Source organism: Caballeronia sordidicola, assembly GCF_000729995.1.
GTDB lineage: Bacteria > Pseudomonadota > Gammaproteobacteria > Burkholderiales > Burkholderiaceae > Caballeronia > Caballeronia sordidicola_A.
The window spans coordinates 154,404-173,691 of sequence record NZ_JNFG01000215.1 but is presented as its reverse complement, the minus strand read 5'-3'; the positions used below and the strand labels follow the sequence as shown (position 1 = coordinate 173,691).

Annotated in this window: 11 protein-coding genes and 1 pseudogene; 5 read left to right on the top strand and 7 right to left on the bottom strand. The window is 60.5% G+C overall.

Annotated features, from left to right (window positions below; all coding sequences use genetic code 11):
- Positions 1–16: 16 nt before the first annotated feature.
- The 3 genes from FH08_RS0147485 to FH08_RS0147475 form a co-directional block, all read right to left on the bottom strand.
- Positions 17–1,429 (bottom strand): aspartate ammonia-lyase, encoded by a 1,413-nt coding sequence (locus FH08_RS0147485; protein WP_031365101.1) that lies wholly within the window; start codon positions 1,427–1,429, stop codon positions 17–19.
- Complete coding sequence (locus tag FH08_RS0147480) at positions 1,422–2,405, bottom strand: LysR family transcriptional regulator (protein ID WP_031365100.1); 984 nt, start codon at positions 2,403–2,405, stop codon at positions 1,422–1,424. The genes FH08_RS0147485 and FH08_RS0147480 overlap by 8 nt, the downstream gene beginning before the upstream one ends.
- Positions 2,406–2,486: 81 nt before the next feature.
- The gene (locus FH08_RS0147475; protein ID WP_081889874.1) at positions 2,487–3,875 is read right to left on the bottom strand and encodes an MFS transporter; all 1,389 of its coding nucleotides are present in this window, start codon (positions 3,873–3,875) and stop codon (positions 2,487–2,489) included.
- A gap of 574 nt (positions 3,876–4,449) precedes the next feature.
- Here FH08_RS0147475 and FH08_RS0147465 point away from each other — a divergent pair.
- The 3 genes and pseudogenes from FH08_RS0147465 to FH08_RS51195 form a co-directional block, all read left to right on the top strand.
- A complete protein-coding gene (locus FH08_RS0147465; protein WP_031365098.1) occupies positions 4,450–8,247 on the top strand; it encodes a chemotaxis protein CheB in 3,798 nt (1,265 codons plus the stop codon).
- 488 nt (positions 8,248–8,735) lie between these two features.
- Entirely contained in the window at positions 8,736–10,811 is a 2,076-nt protein-coding gene (locus FH08_RS0147460) for a putative bifunctional diguanylate cyclase/phosphodiesterase (protein ID WP_031365097.1), read from the top strand.
- 178 nt (positions 10,812–10,989) lie between these two features.
- Positions 10,990–11,207 (top strand): annotated as a pseudogene (locus FH08_RS51195) (Tn3 family transposase); the annotation flags it as partial.
- Here FH08_RS51195 and FH08_RS0147450 read toward each other — a convergent pair.
- The 3 genes from FH08_RS0147450 to FH08_RS0147440 all read right to left on the bottom strand — a co-directional run bounded on the left by FH08_RS0147450 (position 11,200) and on the right by FH08_RS0147440 (position 15,795).
- Positions 11,200–12,726, bottom strand: a complete 1,527-nt coding sequence (locus FH08_RS0147450) for a D-alanyl-D-alanine carboxypeptidase (RefSeq protein WP_268810852.1) — start codon at positions 12,724–12,726, stop codon at positions 11,200–11,202. The pseudogene FH08_RS51195 and the gene FH08_RS0147450 overlap by 8 nt on opposite strands.
- Positions 12,727–12,882: 156 nt before the next feature.
- Complete coding sequence (locus FH08_RS0147445; protein ID WP_031365095.1) at positions 12,883–14,532, bottom strand: D-alanyl-D-alanine carboxypeptidase/D-alanyl-D-alanine-endopeptidase; 1,650 nt, start codon at positions 14,530–14,532, stop codon at positions 12,883–12,885.
- A 48-nt stretch (positions 14,533–14,580) separates the two neighbouring features.
- Positions 14,581–15,795, bottom strand: coding sequence for a serine hydrolase domain-containing protein (locus FH08_RS0147440; RefSeq protein ID WP_035569076.1), 1,215 nt, complete (start codon positions 15,793–15,795; stop codon positions 14,581–14,583).
- Between the two features lie 557 nt (positions 15,796–16,352).
- Between FH08_RS0147440 and FH08_RS0147430 the strand changes: the two genes are divergently transcribed.
- The gene (locus FH08_RS0147430) at positions 16,353–17,774 is read left to right on the top strand and encodes a TAXI family TRAP transporter solute-binding subunit (protein WP_051889077.1); all 1,422 of its coding nucleotides are present in this window, start codon (positions 16,353–16,355) and stop codon (positions 17,772–17,774) included.
- A gap of 38 nt (positions 17,775–17,812) precedes the next feature.
- Here FH08_RS0147430 and FH08_RS0147425 read toward each other — a convergent pair whose 3' ends face one another.
- Entirely contained in the window at positions 17,813–18,286 is a 474-nt protein-coding gene (locus FH08_RS0147425; RefSeq protein WP_031365092.1) for a VOC family protein, read from the bottom strand.
- A 281-nt stretch (positions 18,287–18,567) separates the two neighbouring features.
- On the opposite strand from FH08_RS0147425, the gene FH08_RS0147420 reads away from it, so the two are divergent.
- Positions 18,568–19,173 (top strand): TetR/AcrR family transcriptional regulator, encoded by a 606-nt coding sequence (locus tag FH08_RS0147420; RefSeq protein ID WP_031365091.1) that lies wholly within the window; start codon positions 18,568–18,570, stop codon positions 19,171–19,173.
- Positions 19,174–19,288 lie beyond the last annotated feature (115 nt).

The following is a 19,288-nucleotide window of genomic DNA, read 5'->3' as shown; positions in this document are numbered from 1 at the left end:
CTAACGCACTTCTCGCTTACACGTCGAAAACCGGATGCGAAGCCTCGTGAATGACCGCCAAAATATCCTCTTTGGCGAGCAGCCCGGACTCATCCAGTATGCTCCGCAGCGGCCGACCTTCCGCAACCGACTGGCGAGCCAGTTTGCTCACGCGAGCGTATCCGAGTTTGGGCACGAGGGCGGTTGCCATGGCCATCGAATCCATCAGGTGTTGCTCGTTTCGCGCGATATCGGCCGTGATACCGGCAACACACTTCTGCGCGAACCGTTGAATGCCGTTGGTCAGCAGCATGATGCTGTCGAACACACGGGACGCGACTACAGGTTCGAAGTGATTGATCTCCAGTTCGCCATACTGAACCGCTTGCGCAACTGCAACGTCATTGCCAATGACAGCAAAACTCAACTGGATCATCGCCATTGGCAAGACCGGATTCACTTTGCCCGGCATGATCGATGAGCCGGCCTGAGCTTCAGGAAGGCGCAATTCCCCGAGGCCTCCTACCGGGCCGGAAGACAGCACCGTGAGATCCGACGCGACCTTCGCCAAAGACGCCGCGCAGGTCCGCAGTTCGCCCGAAATGCGAGAGAACACGTCCATGTTCTGCATCGCGTCGAACGGGTTTGACGGTGCCATATAGTCCACGCCGGCGATGCTTGAGAGATGCTGATAGACAGCCGATCGATATCCAGCGGGAGCGCCAAAACCCGTACCGATCGCGGTACCGCCAAGCGGGAGCGTGCGCAGTTTGTCGCGTACGGCCGCGAGTTCTTCCGCCAAGCGTCGGGTAAGCGACGCGTAGCCGCCGAACAGCTGTCCCAGTCGCATCGGCTGCGCATCTTGCAGACACGTGCGACCGAGATGGAGGATGTCGGCGAACTCCGTCGCCTTGGTGTCGAAGTGCGCGGCAAGCTGCCCTATTTCCGTGACGAGCGGTCCGAGCATCGCGTGCGTTGCAATCTTCAGAGCAGCGGGATAAACATCATTCGTCGATTGCGAACGGTTGACGTGGTCGTTGGGATGGATCACGTCGTATGAACCGGGTGCATGCCCCAGATGCTGCTGCGCCCGATTGGCGATGACCTCGTTGAAATTCATGTTCGTCGAGGTGCCGCCGGACCCTTCCAGCAGATCGGTGATGAGCGAGTCGTCGAACCGTCCTGCAATGACTTCCTGACACGCGCGCACGATCGCATCGCACTGCTGCGCACCAAGCACGTCGTTATCACGATTGGCCAACGCGGCAGCCCACTTGCATTGTGCGAAGGCGTCCCGGAACTCCGGATAGTGCGCGATGCTGAGCGCAGAGACGCTGAGATTTTCAACACCCCTTACCGTGTTGACACCATATAGTTTGTCACCGGGTATGCTGACTTCGCCAACGTAGTCGCTTTCAGTTCGTGATTCAGTATGAGCAAGCTTATTCATGTGAGTTCCTTTCACCAACAGTAATCAGTTCTTCAATGCCCCGCCCCAAGGCTTTCAGCCTGGGCAGGAAAGATGTTTCAATCACCTCGCGCGCCGTCTCGCATGCGTCTTCAAAAAACGCACTGTATTCGTCACGGCGCGCAACCAGATAAAGCGAGCGTTCAAGTCCCAGGTTATCCACCACATGCGTTGCTACCGCGCTCGCATACGCTGCGCCCTGCAGCAGGCACATTGGCGAAGTCACCGCCCATCCGATACCTTCGGCAACCATCGAAGTCAGGGCATCGGCGTTATCGAGTTCCAGACGGACCGGCATACGCAGCTCGATGCGGCGCAGGTAGCGCTCGATCTGCATGCCAACCTGCGAGTTCCGGTTAAACCGTATGATCGGCAGCGAGTTAGCCAGCGCTCGAACGTCTTCGACGGTCCGGACAGACTTGTGCCCGTCCTTCGGCGTGATGACAAGGTATCGCTCTGAAAAGAGCCGGTACCGCACCACGTCGTTGGCGTCCACCAGCGCGTCGCTCGTGACGATGAGATCCAGATCGCGCCGTAGCAACGCCTCACCCTGTTGAGGACTCAATCCCGTACGGATGGACAGTTGTGAAACCTTCTCCAGGAGGCGCTTGGTGAAGACCGATCCGCAAGTCGCCGCAAACGAGTCGACCAGTCCGATACGCAGGTCGGGCTTGATCCCCTGCCCTGCTTCGACGACCTGCGCCTTCAGGTTCGCGATTTCCTCGCTCAGTATCGCCCCACGGTTTCGTAACGCTATGCCGAACGGTGTCAGCGCCAGCGGACGAGTGGTTCGGTTGACGAGCACTACGCCGAGTTCCTCCTCGAGTTGGCGGATGATCTGGGAGACACCCGATTGAGAAATTCCCATCCGCGCCGCTGCTCCCGACATGCTGCCTTCTTCCGCGACAGCGACGAACACTTGTACCGCGTGCATATCAATTGGCTTGTTCGACGACATGATGGGCTCTTCCAAACGTTGTCCTTGCATGACATCGCAGGATAAGTCATCTTGCGAATCGCATTGGAGCGTCAACTATGGCTAATTCCTGGTGCCGTCCGACGAAGCGGCGAGTGCGGCACCACGTCCGCCTCCGGTTACAGACTCGCTTTCATTACTTTGTCCGGGCTTCATGTCCGACAGGTTTTCACTGCCCGTTTCCGGCGCAAACACATGGCAGAAGACGCCACCGAACACTAGTACACCGACACACACGCCGAGTGCCGGGTGAATGCCAACGTGTTGCACCGCCACCGGAAGAAGGAACGTGCTGATAGCCGAACCAAACCGGCTGGAGGCCACCGCCAGTCCAACACCGGATGCGCGCAGGTGAGTCGGGAAGAGTTCGGGCGGATACACAAACTCAAGATTGGCGGCCGCCGAGAGAATGCAGGCGAAGAGACCGAACGCGAGCATGGTTCCTATCGGCCCGAACCCAGCGTATGCAAGGACCGCCAGGGCCACCGCTGCAAGGTAGAAAGTTCCAATGAGAAATGCACGGCGCGACAACTTGTCGACAATCAACAGACCAATGATTGCTCCCGCGAAGAGCAGGACGTTATAGATAAGGCCTCCTACGAAGTTGTCCTTGACCTGTAAGGCCTGAAGCACCTTCGGAGAAAACGTGCCCAACGCGAAATACGGGACGACCTGACAGGTGTAGAAGACACAACCGACCAGCGTGTTCTTGCGCCAGCGTGGCGATAACAATTCCGACCATGCACCGCGCCGTTGCTGAGGCATAACCGACGGTTCAGGGAGGATGACTTCGGGCCCGAACTTGCGGTGAATGATTGAAAGCGCCTCGTCGCCTCGCCCGCGTTTCATCAACCACATCGGCGACTCCGGCACGCCCAGTCGGAATGGAAGAATGAGCAGTGCCGGGATCCCGCTCGCGGCAAGCATGATTCGCCACGCGTCGGGGCCAAGGTCACGGACGACGAACCCGATGAGGTAGGCGCCGACATAGCCCGCAGCCCATGCGGCTGCAAGCACGCTGAGCAAGCGGCCACGGTAACGGCGTGGCGAGAACTCGGTGACGAGTGACTTGCTTACTACGTAGTCGGCACCAAGAATCAGTCCCAGCAGCAGGCGAAGGACCAACAGTTGTACCGGCGAAGTCACGAAATATTGCGCCGCCGAGATGACCGCGAACAACAACATGTCGAACGCGAAGATGGTGCGCCGGCCGTACTTGTCCGCGACCGGACCGGCGAACATGCTGCCGAGAAACAGACCTGCCAGGGATGCCGCGCCAAGCAACCCCATCCAGAGCGGAGTCAAATGAAGCGACACGGATGCCATGGTCACTGCGATGCCGATGATCCCCAGCACGAAGCCGTCGCTGAACTGGCCTCCCGTCCCGCTGAACGCCACTCGCAGATGGAAGCGGCGCAGAGGAAGATCCTCCAGCAATATCTGTTTGCTCACTTTTGCCTCCTGAGACTTTTGTTATCACGGCGCGCGGTTCGTCGCCTTGAAAACAAGTGTAGAGAGTCAAATTCAAGAAAACAGCATGTCTGAAGGCAGTATCAATCAATCTAATACTATGTCACGCGGCGGCTGAAGTTAAGCGCGTGGAGTGGTTGTTGGGCGGAACCGTGCCGCTTTTGCCGTCGGGTGATTTGCGGAATCGCGAGCGATACGTGGGCAACCGCGAACAGAGAACACAGCGCGAAAACGTAGCGGATGCTAACCTCCGCAACGCCGCCGACGAGGATTGATACGGCTCAATCGCGCGGCCATGACGGAAAGTACACACCTGAGTGAAGCGGACTCAGACATCACAGGTTTGAACCTATAGTGAGAACAAGCTGTTGACTGCACAGTCGGCATGGCCAAGTCGGTAAGCTTGCCCCGTCCGTTACTCGGCTCGCAGCAATATTTACGGCACTAGATCATCTCCCCGGCCGACTGCCCTTCAGTGCCCTGTTCGCGCGTGACCAGGCATAAAAATGGCTATAGCCATGTCAAAACTACGTTTGCTCCGACCAGGATCTGGCCTGTGATCAACATACCAACGACGGACGAAGAGGCGGTGCCTCTAGCCTTTCCTATTGTGGGAATCGGCGCGTCCGCGGGCGGACTGGAGGCAATCTCCGAGCTCATCTCCACGATTCCGCGTTCGAGCGGGCTGGCGTTCCTTATCGTTCAGCATCTCGATCCGTCCCGTCGCAGCCTGCTGCCGGACATTCTGACCAAACATACTGCAATGCCAGTTGTCGAGGCGATCGAGGGGATGGCCATTGAGGCTGACCACGTCTATGTGATTCCGCCCAACGCCCGCATGCGGGTGGCGCACCGGCGCATCAATCTGCGGCCACGCGACGACATTCTCGGGCCACCCATGCCCATCGACGACCTGCTGGAGTCACTTGCCAACGACCAGGGCGCCAACGCCATCGGGGTGATTCTCTCGGGCAGCGGATCCGACGGTGCGCTAGGTCTCAAGACGATCCAGAACGAAGGTGGCATCACGTTCGCCCAGGACGAGATGACCGCCCGTTTTGCCAGCATGCCTCAGGCAGCCATCGGCACGGGATGCGTCGATATGGTTCTTCCCCCTCGGCAGATCGCAGAGGAGATCGTGCGGATCGGACGGCAGCCACATGCCGGTCCCGATCAGCCGATGCCGGCAACCCAGGCTGAGAAAAGTCTTCGGCACTTATTCCGGATGCTGCACAAGGCCTGCAACGTCGATTTCACGCACTACAAGCGCGGCACCATTGAACGCAGGCTCTCCCGGCGCATGGCGCTGCGTCAGATCTCGTCCGTCGCAGACTACTTAGTCGTGCTCGAATCCGATGCGACGGAAGTGCACGCACTCGGACGGGATCTGCTGATCCGGGTGACCGAATTTTTCCGCGACCCCGAAACGTTCGAAGCACTGGTCCAGACGGTATTTCCGAGGTTGCTCGGAGACCGCGAACCGGATATGCCGATCCGTTTGTGGATTCCCGGCTGTTCAACCGGTGAGGAAGTCTATTCGATCGCCATCTGCCTGATCGAATACCTGGGAGAACGCGCAGCGGCTACGCCGATCCAGATTTTTGGCACCGACGTGAGCGTCGATGCACTGGAGATTGCCCGCGCCGGACGCTATATAGAAAACATCGCGCGAAATGTATCGTCCCAGCGTCTGCAACGCTACTTTGTACGGGACGGCGATTATTACCGGGTCGACAAGCGGATCCGGGATCTCTGCACGTTCGCACGTCACAACGTTGCCACCGACCCGCCCTTCTCGCGGATGGATCTCGTCAGCTGCCGCAATCTCCTCATTTACCTGAATCCGGTTCTGCAGCGAAACGTCATGCCGCTGTTTCACTATGCATTGCGTGCCGACGGTGTGCTGATGCTGGGGCCGTCGGAAACGGTGGGCGCCTTCTCCGACCTGTTCGGCGTCATCGAAAGCAAGCGCACGAAGCTCTACAGCAAGAAGCCCCGTCTTGGACGCCCGGGTGGCCGTTCGCTCAGCCTGATGTCTTCGCCCGAATCGGCGGTTCAACCCACGAGTTCGACGCAGGATCGACGCGAGCCGCCGCTCGTTGAACGGCTGGGTCGCGAGGCCTCACGCAAGGCGCTCGCGCGGTATGCACCGCCCTATGTCCTGTGCGATGACGAACTGAACATCATCGAGTTTCACGGCGACACCGGACCGTATCTGGTCAATCCCGAAGGGCCACCGAGCAGCAACCTGCAACGGCTCGCCCGGCCGGACGTGTTTCTGGCCATCAGCGAAGCCGTCCGGCAGGCACGCCAGAGCGGCGCCCCGTTGCGCAGGACAGGACTGCGCATCGGACATCCCGAGAGCGCGAGTGATGCTGGCATCGAGGTGCATCAGATACAGATGGCCGGCGCCGATGGACGCTGGTTTATCGTCTTCTTTGAGGGCACGCCGCGACGGACAGCGGCAAGCGGTGAAGCTGCGTTCGCGGATGGTTCGATCAGGTCTGCCGTGCTTCGGACCTTGAAGCGGGGCCTCGCCCGAACAGGTGAGCAGGACCGCGGCATCCAGGACGCGGAGATCGCGCGGCTCAGAACTGAGCTGGACGCTACCCGTGAACAGCTTCGGGCAACGATCGAGGAGCATGAGAGCGCCCGCGAGGAGCTCAAATCGAGCGAGGAGGAACTGCTCTCCAGCAACGAGGAATTCCAGAGCACCAACGAGGAACTCGAGACAGCCAAGGAGGAGCTCCAGTCAATCAACGAGGAGCTTTCCACGACCAACGACGAACTGCGCTACCGGGTCCGTGAGCTCAAGACCGTCCACGATGAAGTCGCTCGTGCGCGCGACTACGCCGAGGCGATCATTGAAACGATCGCCGAACCGGTCTTGGTACTCGAGGCGGATCTGCGCATCGCGCGCGCGAATCGCGCTTTCTATGAGGCGTTCGCGACCGCGGCCGAGGCGACGATTGGCACGAAGCTGTATCTTCTGGGCAACCGCCAGTGGGATATTCCTGCGCTGCGCACGATGCTCGAAGAGATTCTTCCGACGAGGACCAGCGTTCGGGACTACGAGATCACGCACGAGTTTCCGCGCATCGGCACGCGCACCATGCGCCTTAATGCAATGCGCATCGCCTGGCCTGAGCAGGCGCTTGTCCTGCTAACCATTCAGGACATGACCCAACAGCGCGATGCGGTGACGCGGCTTGAAGCGGCGGATCATCAAAAGGACGAATTCCTTGCCATGCTCGCGCACGAACTGCGTAATCCCCTTGCTGCGATTCGCAACGGGATACAGCTATGGCAACGCGGGGACGCCGACGATGCGTCCATCAAGGCCGCTCAGGCTGCCGCCCAGCGTCAGCTCGCCAATGAGATCGGTCTGGTTGACGATCTGCTGGACGTCTCGCGGATTACGCGCGGCATCATCACGCTCAAGGAACAGCGCATCGATCTGGCTGATGCGGTTCGCCACGCGGTCGAAACGATGCGCTCCGAAATCGGAATGCGAGAGCACGAGCTGGTTCTCGAGTTGCCAGAGGAAAGCTTGACGGTCGAGGGCGATACGATGCGGCTTGAGCAGATCGTGACGAACCTGCTCGGCAACGCGATCAAGTACACCCCTGCGGGCGGTCGCATCCGGCTTTCGCTCGAACGCGAAAGGCACGATGCCGTACTGAGCGTCACCGACAACGGTATCGGCATGACTGCCGAGTTCATCCCTACGATTTTCAGGATCTTTGTTCAGGCGGAGCGAACGCCGGATCGCAGGGGCGCGGGTCTCGGGCTCGGCCTGACGCTGGTGCGGCGGCTTGTAGAGCTGCACCAGGGAACGGTGCATGCTTCCAGTGAAGGTCTTGATCGCGGCAGCAGGTTTGTCGTCCGGCTTCCGGCACTGCCGCCGGGCACCGTACCGGAGCGCGCACCGGACTCCGGTCGATCAGCAGAAGGGCCGAGCGCTAACCACCGGATCCTAGTGGTCGACGACAATGTCGACGCGGCGGAAAGCAGTGCTGCGGTGTTGCGGCTCGACGGACACGAGGTGCAGGTAGCCTGGGACGGGCCAGCCGCGTTGCAGGCCGCAGAGCATTTTCGCCCTGACGTGGTACTGCTCGACATTGGCCTGCCCGGAATGGACGGCTATGAGGTCGCACGACGGTTACGTACGATGCCGGTCGTGGCCGATGCTGTCCTGATCGCGCTGAGTGGGTATGGAGGAGAACAGCATGCGGAGCGGTGCCGGCAGGCCGGTTTCGATTGTCACCTGGTCAAGCCAGCCGCCCTTGAACAGCTTGAAGCTTTGATTGAGTCATGTCGCAGCAGGCGTACGCCTGCCAATAATGTGCCGTGAGCGCTGCGTGACAGGCGACCATCGGGCGCAGTCTGCACTGGAAAACCCCAGGAAAAGACGCTGAACTGACGGCCTGGCGGGTGCGAGCCACGCAAGCAAGAGATGGCTTTACTCAATGCCGTTTATCCGCAATGGCAATGTCGAGGGGCGGCCGAGATTCGCTAAAGATCCACCACATCAAGACCTAAAACCTGGACAACTGGCTCAATTTTCGGTCGGCGTAAGCGACTTGAGCCTGAAAGCTCCCCTTGATCGACCTGCGCATTAACGGCTACGCGTTCCATGCAGCCGCAAATAAAAGCCCATTTTGCAGTCGTCGGGTACGGGTTTTAGCACGCGAATCAGGAACCGGCAACGCACGATATGCCTGGCGCACTATTCCTGGCACGGTGCAGAGCCGCCGTGGCTCAAGAAAATGCCAACGCGGCCGATATCGAATGGTATTGAATTGAATTGATAGTTAATAAAATCCGCTTACCGGAATCGCCATGCACGGCACCTACAACTTATGGCTGGTCGCGCTGTCGCTGGTTGTCGCGACGCTGGCCTCGTTTACCGCACTGGACCTGTCAGGCCGCCTCTCCCTGCTGACACAGGCAGGACTGCGCCGCGCATGGCTCGCGGGGGGCGCCGCCGCGATGGGCATCGGCATCTGGTCGATGCATTTCATCGGCATGCTGGCGTTCTCGCTACCGATCGCCCTAGGCTACGATCTGGTCATCACTGCCGGCTCGCTCGTGATCGCGGTGCTGGTGTCGTACTTTGCGCTGTTTGTGATTACGCGCGCGAAACTGACGCCGCGACGCCTGGTCGCTGGCGGCATCTTGATGGGCTTCGGCATCGCCGGCATGCATTACACGGGCGACGCCGCGATGCGGATGAAACCCGGCATCCAGTATGATCCGGTGCTGGTCGCCATCTCGATCATGATCGCCATCGTCGCGTCCTGCGTCGCCCTCTGGATCGCGCGAACGCTGAGCGACGCGGATCAGCGCCACATGATCGCCAAACGTCTCGGTGCGGCCGTTGTGATGGGGGTTGCGATTACCGGCATGCATTACACCGGGAGCGCCGCGGCAGAATTCCCGCTCGGATCGATCTGCGGTTCGGCAAACGGCATCGATGGACACTGGCTGGCCGTCACGATCACGCTGTTCACGTTCGCGATCCTGACCGTGACGCTGATGCTGTCGCGCTTCGACGCCAGAACCACCCTGCTGGCCGGCTCGGTGTCGCAACTGAACGGCCAGATCGTCCGGATGGCGACTTTCGACACCCTCACCGACCTGCCGAACCGCCGCACGCTGACCAAACGCATCGAACACGCGATTCAGACAGCCAGACAGCAGCAGAACCTCTTTGCGATCCTATTCATGGATCTCGACGGCTTCAAGACCATCAACGACTCGCTCGGGCATACGGCGGGTGACGAGGTTCTGAAAGCCTTCGCGCAGCGGCTGCTGCATTGCGTACGCGGTGGCGACACCGTCGCCCGGCTGGGCGGGGATGAATTCGTGGTGCTGCTTGAACATATCGCGTCGCCGGATGATGCTGGCCACATGGCGGAAAGCGTGCTCGAACGCATGCGCAAAGGTGTCTGGGCCGACAAGCAACCCTTGCAGGTGACGCCGAGCATCGGCATTGCGCTGTTCCCGCAGGACGGCGAAACGGCCGACACGTTGCTCAAGCACGCGGACGCCGCGATGTACGAAGCCAAACGGAGCGGGCGCGGCACGTACCGTTTCTTCGAGGCGAGCATGAACGAGGCGGCCACCCGCACCCTGCAGATCCAGCACGCGCTGCACGAAGCGCTGGGTGCTGGCTATTTCTGCCTGCACTTCCAGCCGAAATTCCGTGGCGCCAACGGCGAACTGGCCGGTGCCGAGGCGCTGCTGCGCCTGAACCACCCGGAGATTGGCAGCTTGCCGCCGCTGGAATTCATTCCGGTCGCCGAACGCTCCGGGCAGATTGTCCAGATCGGTTACTGGGTCGCGCGCGAAACCTGCCGGCAGATCCGCCGCTGGGAGGCCAGCGGTCTGCCAGCGGTCAAGGTGGCCATCAACCTGTCGCCCCGGCAACTGACGCAGCCGGATCTGGTCGCGACGATGCTCGATATCGTCCGGTCCGAACAGGTCCAGTGCGACCGGATCATGTTCGAGATCACTGAGACCGTGGCAATGCAGGATGCGCCGCGAACCATCGAGATGATCGGTGCGTTCCATGCCAACGGCTTCGAGATTGCGATTGACGACTTCGGCACCGGCTATTCGAGCCTTGCCTACCTGCAGCGCTTCCGGGTGAAGCAGTTGAAGATCGACCGCTTTTTCACCAACGGGCTCGACGCGAACGGTCACGAGGGCAGCGCGATCGTCTCGGCGATCATTGCGCTCGCGCATTCGCTCGAGATGGACGTGGTGGCCGAAGGCGTCGAGACGACCTCGCAACTCGACAAGCTGAAGGGCCTGCTGTGTGACCAGATGCAAGGGTTCCTGCTCGGCATGCCGTTGACGGCGGAAGCGTTTGGTGCACTGTTGCATGCGCACACAGGCGCTGCGCCAACGTGATCGAGTGTCTCGAGCACGATATCTGATGTCTGCAAGGTAACGATCTCTCCCGTTCTGGCACAAGGCCCTCGGAAGCCGCTGGAACTGCTTCGCGGCACCCGCGTCATGCGGAGCCTTTTTTTGCCATGAAGCGCGCATCCGCGTCCACCTTGCATGACGCGCTCAGGTTCCGGGACTGGCCATTGCCGAGTTCGGTCGCATCGACAAGAGCTTGCACACTTTGACCTATATCGACGACGAAGCGAAACGCCGGGCACGTTGACGCAACTCAACCGCGGCGAAAGTCGCCACAGCGTCGCACGTGCCGTCTTTCACGGCAAGCGCGGCGCGCTTCGTCAGCATTACCGCGAGGGTCAGGAAGACCAGTTAGGCGCACTCGGCTTGACCCTCAGTATTTCGCATAGACGATGCCAAGGATCATCGCTTCGTCGTCGAAAACCTCCAGGGTGTCGGTAAGCTCGGTGATGGGGCCGGCGTTATTGACGAACAGTGCATAGGCGAGTATTCGACCGCTCTTCGCTTCAATGTAGCCCGCCATGTTCATGGCGACCATCTCGTCATTGGCGACGGTCGCGCCGCTCTTGACGAAGATGTGCTCCTTACCCACGACGTTCTTGCCGACCGCCGCGAGCGATCCGTCGACGCCGAGAATCGACAGCGCATCGCGATACACCGGATAGACAGGCAGGCGGCTCATTGCGGTCAAAAGTGTCGCGGTCGTGCGCGCGGTCGCCTGGCTGTCGGGCGTGCCGCTGCCATTGGTCGGGAAATTAAAGCCCGTGCCGTCGAGGCCGAGCGTGCCGGTCAGGAATTTACGCTCGGAGGTGAGCGCGTCTCCGACAGTGCGAACGCCTTGCGCAAGCCCCTGGTACATCAAACTCAAATTCGCGCCGGTGTTCAGGCTCACTTTCAGCACAAGCTTGGCGAATTCGGAATACGGCATAGACGTGAAGCTCGCGACCTGCGCCGCGCTCGCATAATCTTGCGTCGGCGGCAACGCGCTTGTCTGGTTCGGCTGCACGGCGGCCGCCGACACGGACACGCCTGCCCGGACCAACGCATCGATGAAGGCAGTGCGCGCAAACGACGGCGGATCCTCGACGCGCAGGATACTCACGTAGAGGCCGTTGCCGACGAGCGGCGACACGTAACCGAGCGGAATTGTCGCGGGCGCGGAGAGGCTTTCGTTGCTCGACAGCGTGCCCTTGCAGCCGGGCGCGGCGAGGCAGGACAGCGGCGCGGCATTCAGTGCGTCCCCGGACACGAGGATATCGGCATTGCTGCTGGCCGCTGTCGTCAGCGACGTGCCTTGCATTGTCATTGCGCTGGTGCGCGGGCGCCAGTCGAGCACGCCGGCCTGCCCCGCTGATGCGCCCGGCGAGAGCGTCACGTCGATCACGTTCTCGTTGATGTCGATCGGCGAGATCAGCACATTGCCATTCGGCACGCGAAACGCATCGAACAGGCGATCGTCGATGATCACGTCGCCATCGACCGACGTAATGCCCGACGCCCTGACCTGTTGCGCCAGGTCGTTCAACGCAGTCAGCGGATCTTCCGGTGTGAGAATCGCACCGCCAAAACCGCGCGCGTCGTTGTGATCGAAATCGGTGAAATCAACGGTACCGTCAGGCTTCTGCCGTCCGCCGAACGTGAGATCGCCGGACGCCTTGAGAATCAAATTACCCGTCAACTTGCCGGACGAATCGACAACGCCGCTGCTATATACCGGCGTGACGAAGCTATGATCCGCGCCGACCACGTTGAGCGCAGTCGCGACCGAATACAACTTGCGCACCGATGCAGTCAGCACGAGCTTGTCGGGTTGCATCGTCTCGAGCACCTGGCCCGTGTTCGCGTCCATCACGACCATCGACCACTGCGAATTCGCGCTCGTATAGCGCGGCTTGTGCATGATCTGCGAGATCGGATCGGCCGTGTCGTCGCTCCCGCAGCTAGCTATGAGCACGCAGGAAGCGAGCAACGCGAGAACCGCCGGAAAGGGTGCGCGCATGTCACTCCTTTCGACGGGCCTGTCCGAATGCAAAGAGCAACGCAGGGGGTTGCCACATCATTGCAGCTTCCAGAGTTGCGCCGCAATCTCGCCTTCGTCCTGGAAGGCGTTCAGAACGGTCGGGAAGCCTTCGAACACGGCATTGTTCATCGTCATGAAGAAGGCGATCCGGCGGCCGCTCTTAGCGTCGATATAACCGGCGAGCGCCTGTGCCTTGAGAAGCGGTACTTCGGGCGTGGTCGTGCTCAAGCCCACATACGTGCCTGTCTTCGCGTACACCTGCCCTTTGGCGCCTGCCAGCGTAGGGTCGGCTTCGAAGTCCGTGACGGTCGTGAGCGATCCATCGACGCCGAGCGAGGGCAGCGTAGCGACGTAGGTCGCATAGTCCGGCATCGATTGCATGCCACGCAGCATCGCGATAACGGCTTTGGCGTTCGCGGTGGTGTCGCCGCCACCGCTTCCGTCAATAAAATGATACTGGTCCGGCGATATCTTGAACGTCGAAGACAGTTCGCTTTGTTCCGTCGCAAGCGCAGCGGTCATCGTCCTCGAGCCGTTTTTAGCGAGACCGTAAAGCATCAGGGTCACGTCCGCGCCAATGTTGTAGCTGACTTTATTCACGAACCGGAGGTCCTGCGCATAGGGTGCGGAGGTAAGCTGAGCCACCTGCTGCGCGCTCGAATACGAGCCTTGCGCGGGCAGCAATGCCACCGGATTCGGCTCGACGGACGCCGCCGTCACCGTCACGCCCGCGCGCGCCAGCGCCTCGATGAACACCGTGCGCGCATAGGTGGACGGCTCGCTCACGCGGAACGTGCGCACCAGCGGATACGCATTGGTCAAAGGAGGCGCGACGCCCGCGGGCACCGTGCCGCCCACTTCACCCACGCAATTCGTCTGGCCGAAACACAGCGGCACCGCGGGAGGATCGGGGTTGAGCGTGACGGCGAAATCCGTCGTCGCCGCGGCCGTTGCCAGCGTCGATTGCACGGAGAATCCCGCGGACATCGGCCGATAGTTGAACGGCAGGAGCGCACCTTGCGCGCTCGAACTGAACGAGATATCGACAACGTCATCGTTGACCAGCATCGGCGTGACGTCGAAGCCCTCTTCTTCGCGGTACTGGAACGGATCGAAAAGACGGTCGTCGATGACGACATCGCCATTGACCGTCTTGATGCCTGCAGCGGCCACTTGTGCGGCAATGGCGTCGAATCCCGCAAGCGGGTCGGGTGTCGACAGAATGGCATTTCCCAGACCATCGGCTTCGTTGTGATCGAACGCGGTGAGCGCGATGGTGCCGTCCGGATTGGCGCGGCCGCCCATCGTCAAATCGCCGCTCGCCACCATGATCAGGTTGCCGTTGAGTGCGCCGCTTGCATCGACCGTGCCCTGCTTGTACACGGGCGTCACGTGTGTGTGCTGCGCGCCGAGCACGTCGAGCGCGTTGCCCGTAGAGAATATCTTGCGAACCGAAGCGATGAACACCTGCGAACTGGAATTGAGATCGTAGATCACGCGCCCGCTATCGAGATCGACGACCTGCATCGCCCAGGTCGCCCCGTTGTACGCGGGCTTCTGCATGATCTGCATGATCGCATCCGGGACGGCCGTGTTCGGGTTGCTGGAGCCGCCGCATGACACGAGAATGAAGGCCGCAGCAAACGCTGCCCATCGTTTGCACCTCGGGTCGATCGTTGCTTTCATTGCAGCTCTCCTGGTTCGACTGTTTTTTTGTCTTCGCCGCGCCCCGAATTACGGTTTGCCGAGTTCGCCGATCACCATTCGCGCGATCGTGTCAGCGGGCGCCCGGCCATCGGGTGACTCCGCGGTCGTGGTCCAGATGACGACCGTCGTCACCGTCACCGGGTCATACACCATGAACGTGTTGAAGCCGTTGATCTGGCCGTTGTGCCCGTAGTACGTCCCGTATTTGACGATGCCCAGGCAATACGCCGGCGCGTTCGGATTGTCTGCCACGAGCGGTGTGCAGGTGGACAGCCGCTTCGACTGCAGATCCGCGCTGAGATAGCCGCCGCCCACCATCCGTTGCACGACGGCCGCGAGTTCCGTGATGGTCGAAATGCCGGAGCCCGCGGTCCAGCCCCAGGACGCTGACGCAGTGGTGACATCGGTCGGCTGCAGCGTGCCGTTTTTCGCGGCTGCCTGAAGCTCGGGAGACAGCGCCGGGGTGGTCGCCGTCTCCGCATTCGTGCCCCACAGATAGCCATGCGCGGACGGCGCAGGCAACGACGTATCGTCTTGCGGAGGCAGAAAGGTAGCAGTGAGGCCGAGCGGCGCGAAGAGGCGCGTCTTGATTGCATCGGCGGCGCTCATGCCGGTGAGTTGCTCGATGATCTGTCCCAGCAGGATGGTGTTCGTATTCGAGTAGCCGAGAGCGGTGTCCGGCGCGAATTCCTCATCGTGGCTATAAGCGATGGCGAGAACCTCGGCGGGTGTCCACAGCTGGTCCGGTTGCGAATCGAGCGCCTGATTGAACCCGAGGTCCTTGCTGTAGTTGTAAAGGCCGCTTCGCATCGCGAGCAGTTGCTGGATCGTGATTGCATCGCCGTTCGGCACATTGGCGATGTACTTGCTGACGGGGTCCGTCAAGCTTAGCTTGCCCTCCTGCACCAGTTGCAGGATGACCGTGGCAGTCCATGTCTTCGTCACGCTGCCGACGCGGAAGTACGCATTCGTTGGAATCGGCGTGTTGGTGCCCCGTACGGCAGTGCCGAACGATTCGAGCCAGTTGCCCTTGGGCGACTGCACGTAGACAACGGCCCCCGGCGTCTGCATGTCGCTCAACAATTGAATGACCTGCGGCCGCGCGGCGGTGACGTACGCCGGGTCAGCGGCTGAAGCGTTACCGCCGCAACTGCACAACAGAAACGACATGCTCAGAGCGAAGGCAAACGCACGGCAACAAGACGCGGATTGCGTCTGAGCAATCAAGCGGGCAGTCATCATTGCTCTGCTTTCCTTAATGGTCGAGGCGCCAAGCTCCGGAGATCGCGGCTCGATGATGAAATTGGACCGGAGCCCGTATTAATGAATCAGGCGAGTGACGTGTTGTAATTGGTTACTATCGAGAAATATAGGACAGGCTTTGCAAGAATGCATACCTATTCCTTCCCGCGGGAGAGTGCGGTTCCAAACAGATACGCCTCGGGATCGACGATGCAGGATTGAGGAGGCGTCTTCCTGAATGTTCAGTGGATATTGACTGCGCACGCCAGCGGATCTGCACGGCTCGCAGGCGGCTGGCGGGGTTCGTAATGAGCGAGCTCGTACGCTTTAGCAGAGCCGCTTTGTTTGTCTCGCCGCGCTGCCTGCTTCCATGAACCCACGGCGTGTCGAGATTCGCTTCCATAAAAAGACTAAAAGATGAGTGCAAAATCCTGTCATATCCCATTAGTCATAAAGGTCGCGTTGCTTATTACTATCTAGTTTGATAACGCCGGTTTCTCTTGCGCTAATCTGAAAATCCGCTGCGATCTCCTGAAACTTCGCTGTCTGCGCCAAAAATGGATAACAATGATCCCGCCAGACGTTCTCCGGAGCATCCGAACGAAGCCCCCCTGGATGAGCCTGAATCCCGCCACGCCGCCTATTATTTCTTCGTCTCGTGGCTCGACCTGGCCGTCTCTCTCGGCATAACGGTGATTGTCGGCGCCGTTGTGATCTGGGTAGCCATCCGCGTCATCCAGCCCGCACCACCCACTACGCTGACCATGTCCGCGGGTCCCGAGTACAGCCGCTTCTGGTTTGCCGCGCAAAAGTACAAGGAGATCCTCGCGCGCAACGGCGTAACGCTGCGCGTGCTGACCTCGTCAGGCACGCTGGAGAACCTCGTGCGACTCGCCGATCCCGCCAGTCATGTGGATCTCGGCTTCGTGCAGAGCGGCCTGACGAGTATCCCGAGCGTTGTCTCTCCCGACACGCGGCAGGTAGGCCTGATGTCGCTCGGCAGCGTCAGCAATTGGCCGCTTTTCGTCTTCTATCGCGGCCCCGAACTCACACGGCTCTCGGAATTCAAGGGCAAGCGGCTCGCCATCGGCCGCGAAGGCAGCGGCACGCGCCAGATCGTGCTGTTACTGCTGAGGGCAAACGGCGTCGAGCCAGGCAGCAACGCGCAGATGCTGCCGCTCGTCGGCGAGGACGCCGTGAACGCCTTGCTGGCAGGCACAGTCGACGTGGCCTTCCTGACGGCCGATTCCGCGCGCCCCGTACTCATGGAGAAAATGATCCGCACGCCCGATATCCGGCTCTTCAGCTTCACGCAGGCGAAAGCCTACGTGCGCAGCTTCCCGTTCCTCAGCCAGTTCGAAGTGCCAATGGGCGCATTCGATCTGGCCGACAACCTGCCTGCCGAACCCACGGCGACCGTCGAGACAACCGTGGAGCTGATCGCGCGCGATACGCTGCACCCGGCGCTGTCGGATCTGATCGTCGAGGCCGCCGGCGAGGTTCATGGGGGCGCCAGCCTGCTGCACGCCGCCGGCGAGTATCCCGCGCCCGTTGCGCATGATTTTCCGTTGAGTCCGGATGCCGTGCGCTACTACAAGTCCGGCAAGAGCTTCCTCTACAGGACAATGCCGTTCTGGCTCGCGAGCCTCGTAGACCGCCTCCTGGTGTTGGTCGTACCGATCGTCGTCGTGCTGATACCGGCGATTCGCTTCGTGCCGCCGCTGTACGCGTGGCGCGTCAAGTCGCGCTTCTACCGGCGCTACGGCGAACTGATCGCACTCGAGCGCAGCGTGCTCGACGACCCGTCCGAACAGAACTATGTCGAGTTCACCGAGAAGCTCAATGCGATCGAAAAGGGGCTCAACAAACTTCAGATGCCGGTCGCCTACGCCGATCATTTCTACGAGCTGCGCGAGCACATCAGCTATGTGCGTTCGCAGATCGCAGCGCTCCAGCGCGGTGACGACTCGCGAGCATAAGACGGCGTGAGCGTAGGCGGCCATGGTTTGGCCTTCCGTTAGCCCGTCGCGCTCGAATAGGCGGCTTTCAGCGCGGCTATGTCGAACTTCACCATTTTCATCATGGCGCCGGCAACGCGCCCGGCCTTTGCTTGATCGGGGTCAGCCATCATCGCGATGAGATCGGCTGGAACGATCTGCCACGAGACGCCGAAGCGGTCTTTCAGCCAGCCGCATGCATCGGGCGAACCACCGTGCTCGAGAAGGCCGTTCCAATAACGGTCAAGTTCCTCCTGGCCATCACAGTTCACCATGAGAGATACCGCGTGGTTGAACGGGTCGGGTCGCCCGGAGCTCATGGCGATGAACGGCTGCCCAAAGAGAACGAACTCGACCACCTTCGTGGAACCGGCGCTCGGCACCCCAGTGACCCGAACGACGCGCGAGTCTGGAAAGACACCCGCATAGAAAGCAGCGGCCTCTTCAGCTTCCTCGGAGTACCAAAGAAAAGGCGTGATCTTTTGAATCGTCATGGCAAATCTCCTGTCGATGTTTGGGCTAAACGCGCAAGCAAACCGCATGCTGCCATGGAGACGACGAAGGAGGCTTATCAAATTCGACACGCGGAGAAGAAAAATTTCGCTTTTTTCCTGGCCGATGCGGTACGACGCCGTTGACCCGCTGTTCTAGTTCTCAATGCGGCGTCTGAAAAGCAGCCCCGCGTGGATGCCAGCTCACGGCTGAAGTCGGAAGTTCGTCGAACATCGATTCTTATCGACATTTTTCCGCACAACAAATTTCGCCGAAATGTTATATGATGGTCATCATGAAAAATCCATCAGTCAAGCGGAAAAGCGCTAGCCGTAAGGAAATCACGCACGAGCGCATCGTCGAGGTTGCCGCGCGGGCAATTCGGCGCAGCGGGTACGACGGAACGGGAGTGGCGGACATCATGAAGGAGGCCGGCCTGACGCATGGCGGCTTCTATGCCCACTTCCCATCGCGCGAGGTGCTGCTTGCCGAAGCCGCTGACCGCGCCGGTGCTGAAGCCGTTGCCCTCTCAGAACATATTGCCGCCTCCGTGCCTCCCGAGCAGGCGTTGCCGTCCATGGTGCGCGCCTATCTGTCGAAGGAGCATTGTGAAGGCATAGAGACGGGCTGCCCGGTCTCCGCCCTCGGTTCGGAGATGCCGCGCCAGGCGCCCGTCGTGCGGCGTGCGGCCACCCGCCGCATCAAGGAGATGATTGATGTTGTGGCGCGCCAATTGCCCGATTGGGGCCAGCCGGGCGCGCACGAACAAGCGCTTGTGATGGTGGCCACCATGGTTGGCACCATGGTGCTGGCGCGCGCCGTTGACGACCCCAAACTGTCGGCAAGTTTTCTTGAAGCCGCATTGAAAAAGCTTGCGCCCATCGATTGAGCAAGTCTGCCGGCCCGGTGGCCGTTTTCGCTGAACAAGAAATATGATAATCATCATATTTCTTTCAAAACAAAGACTCGACCAAGCACGTAATGACATCCATCAATATCGGAAG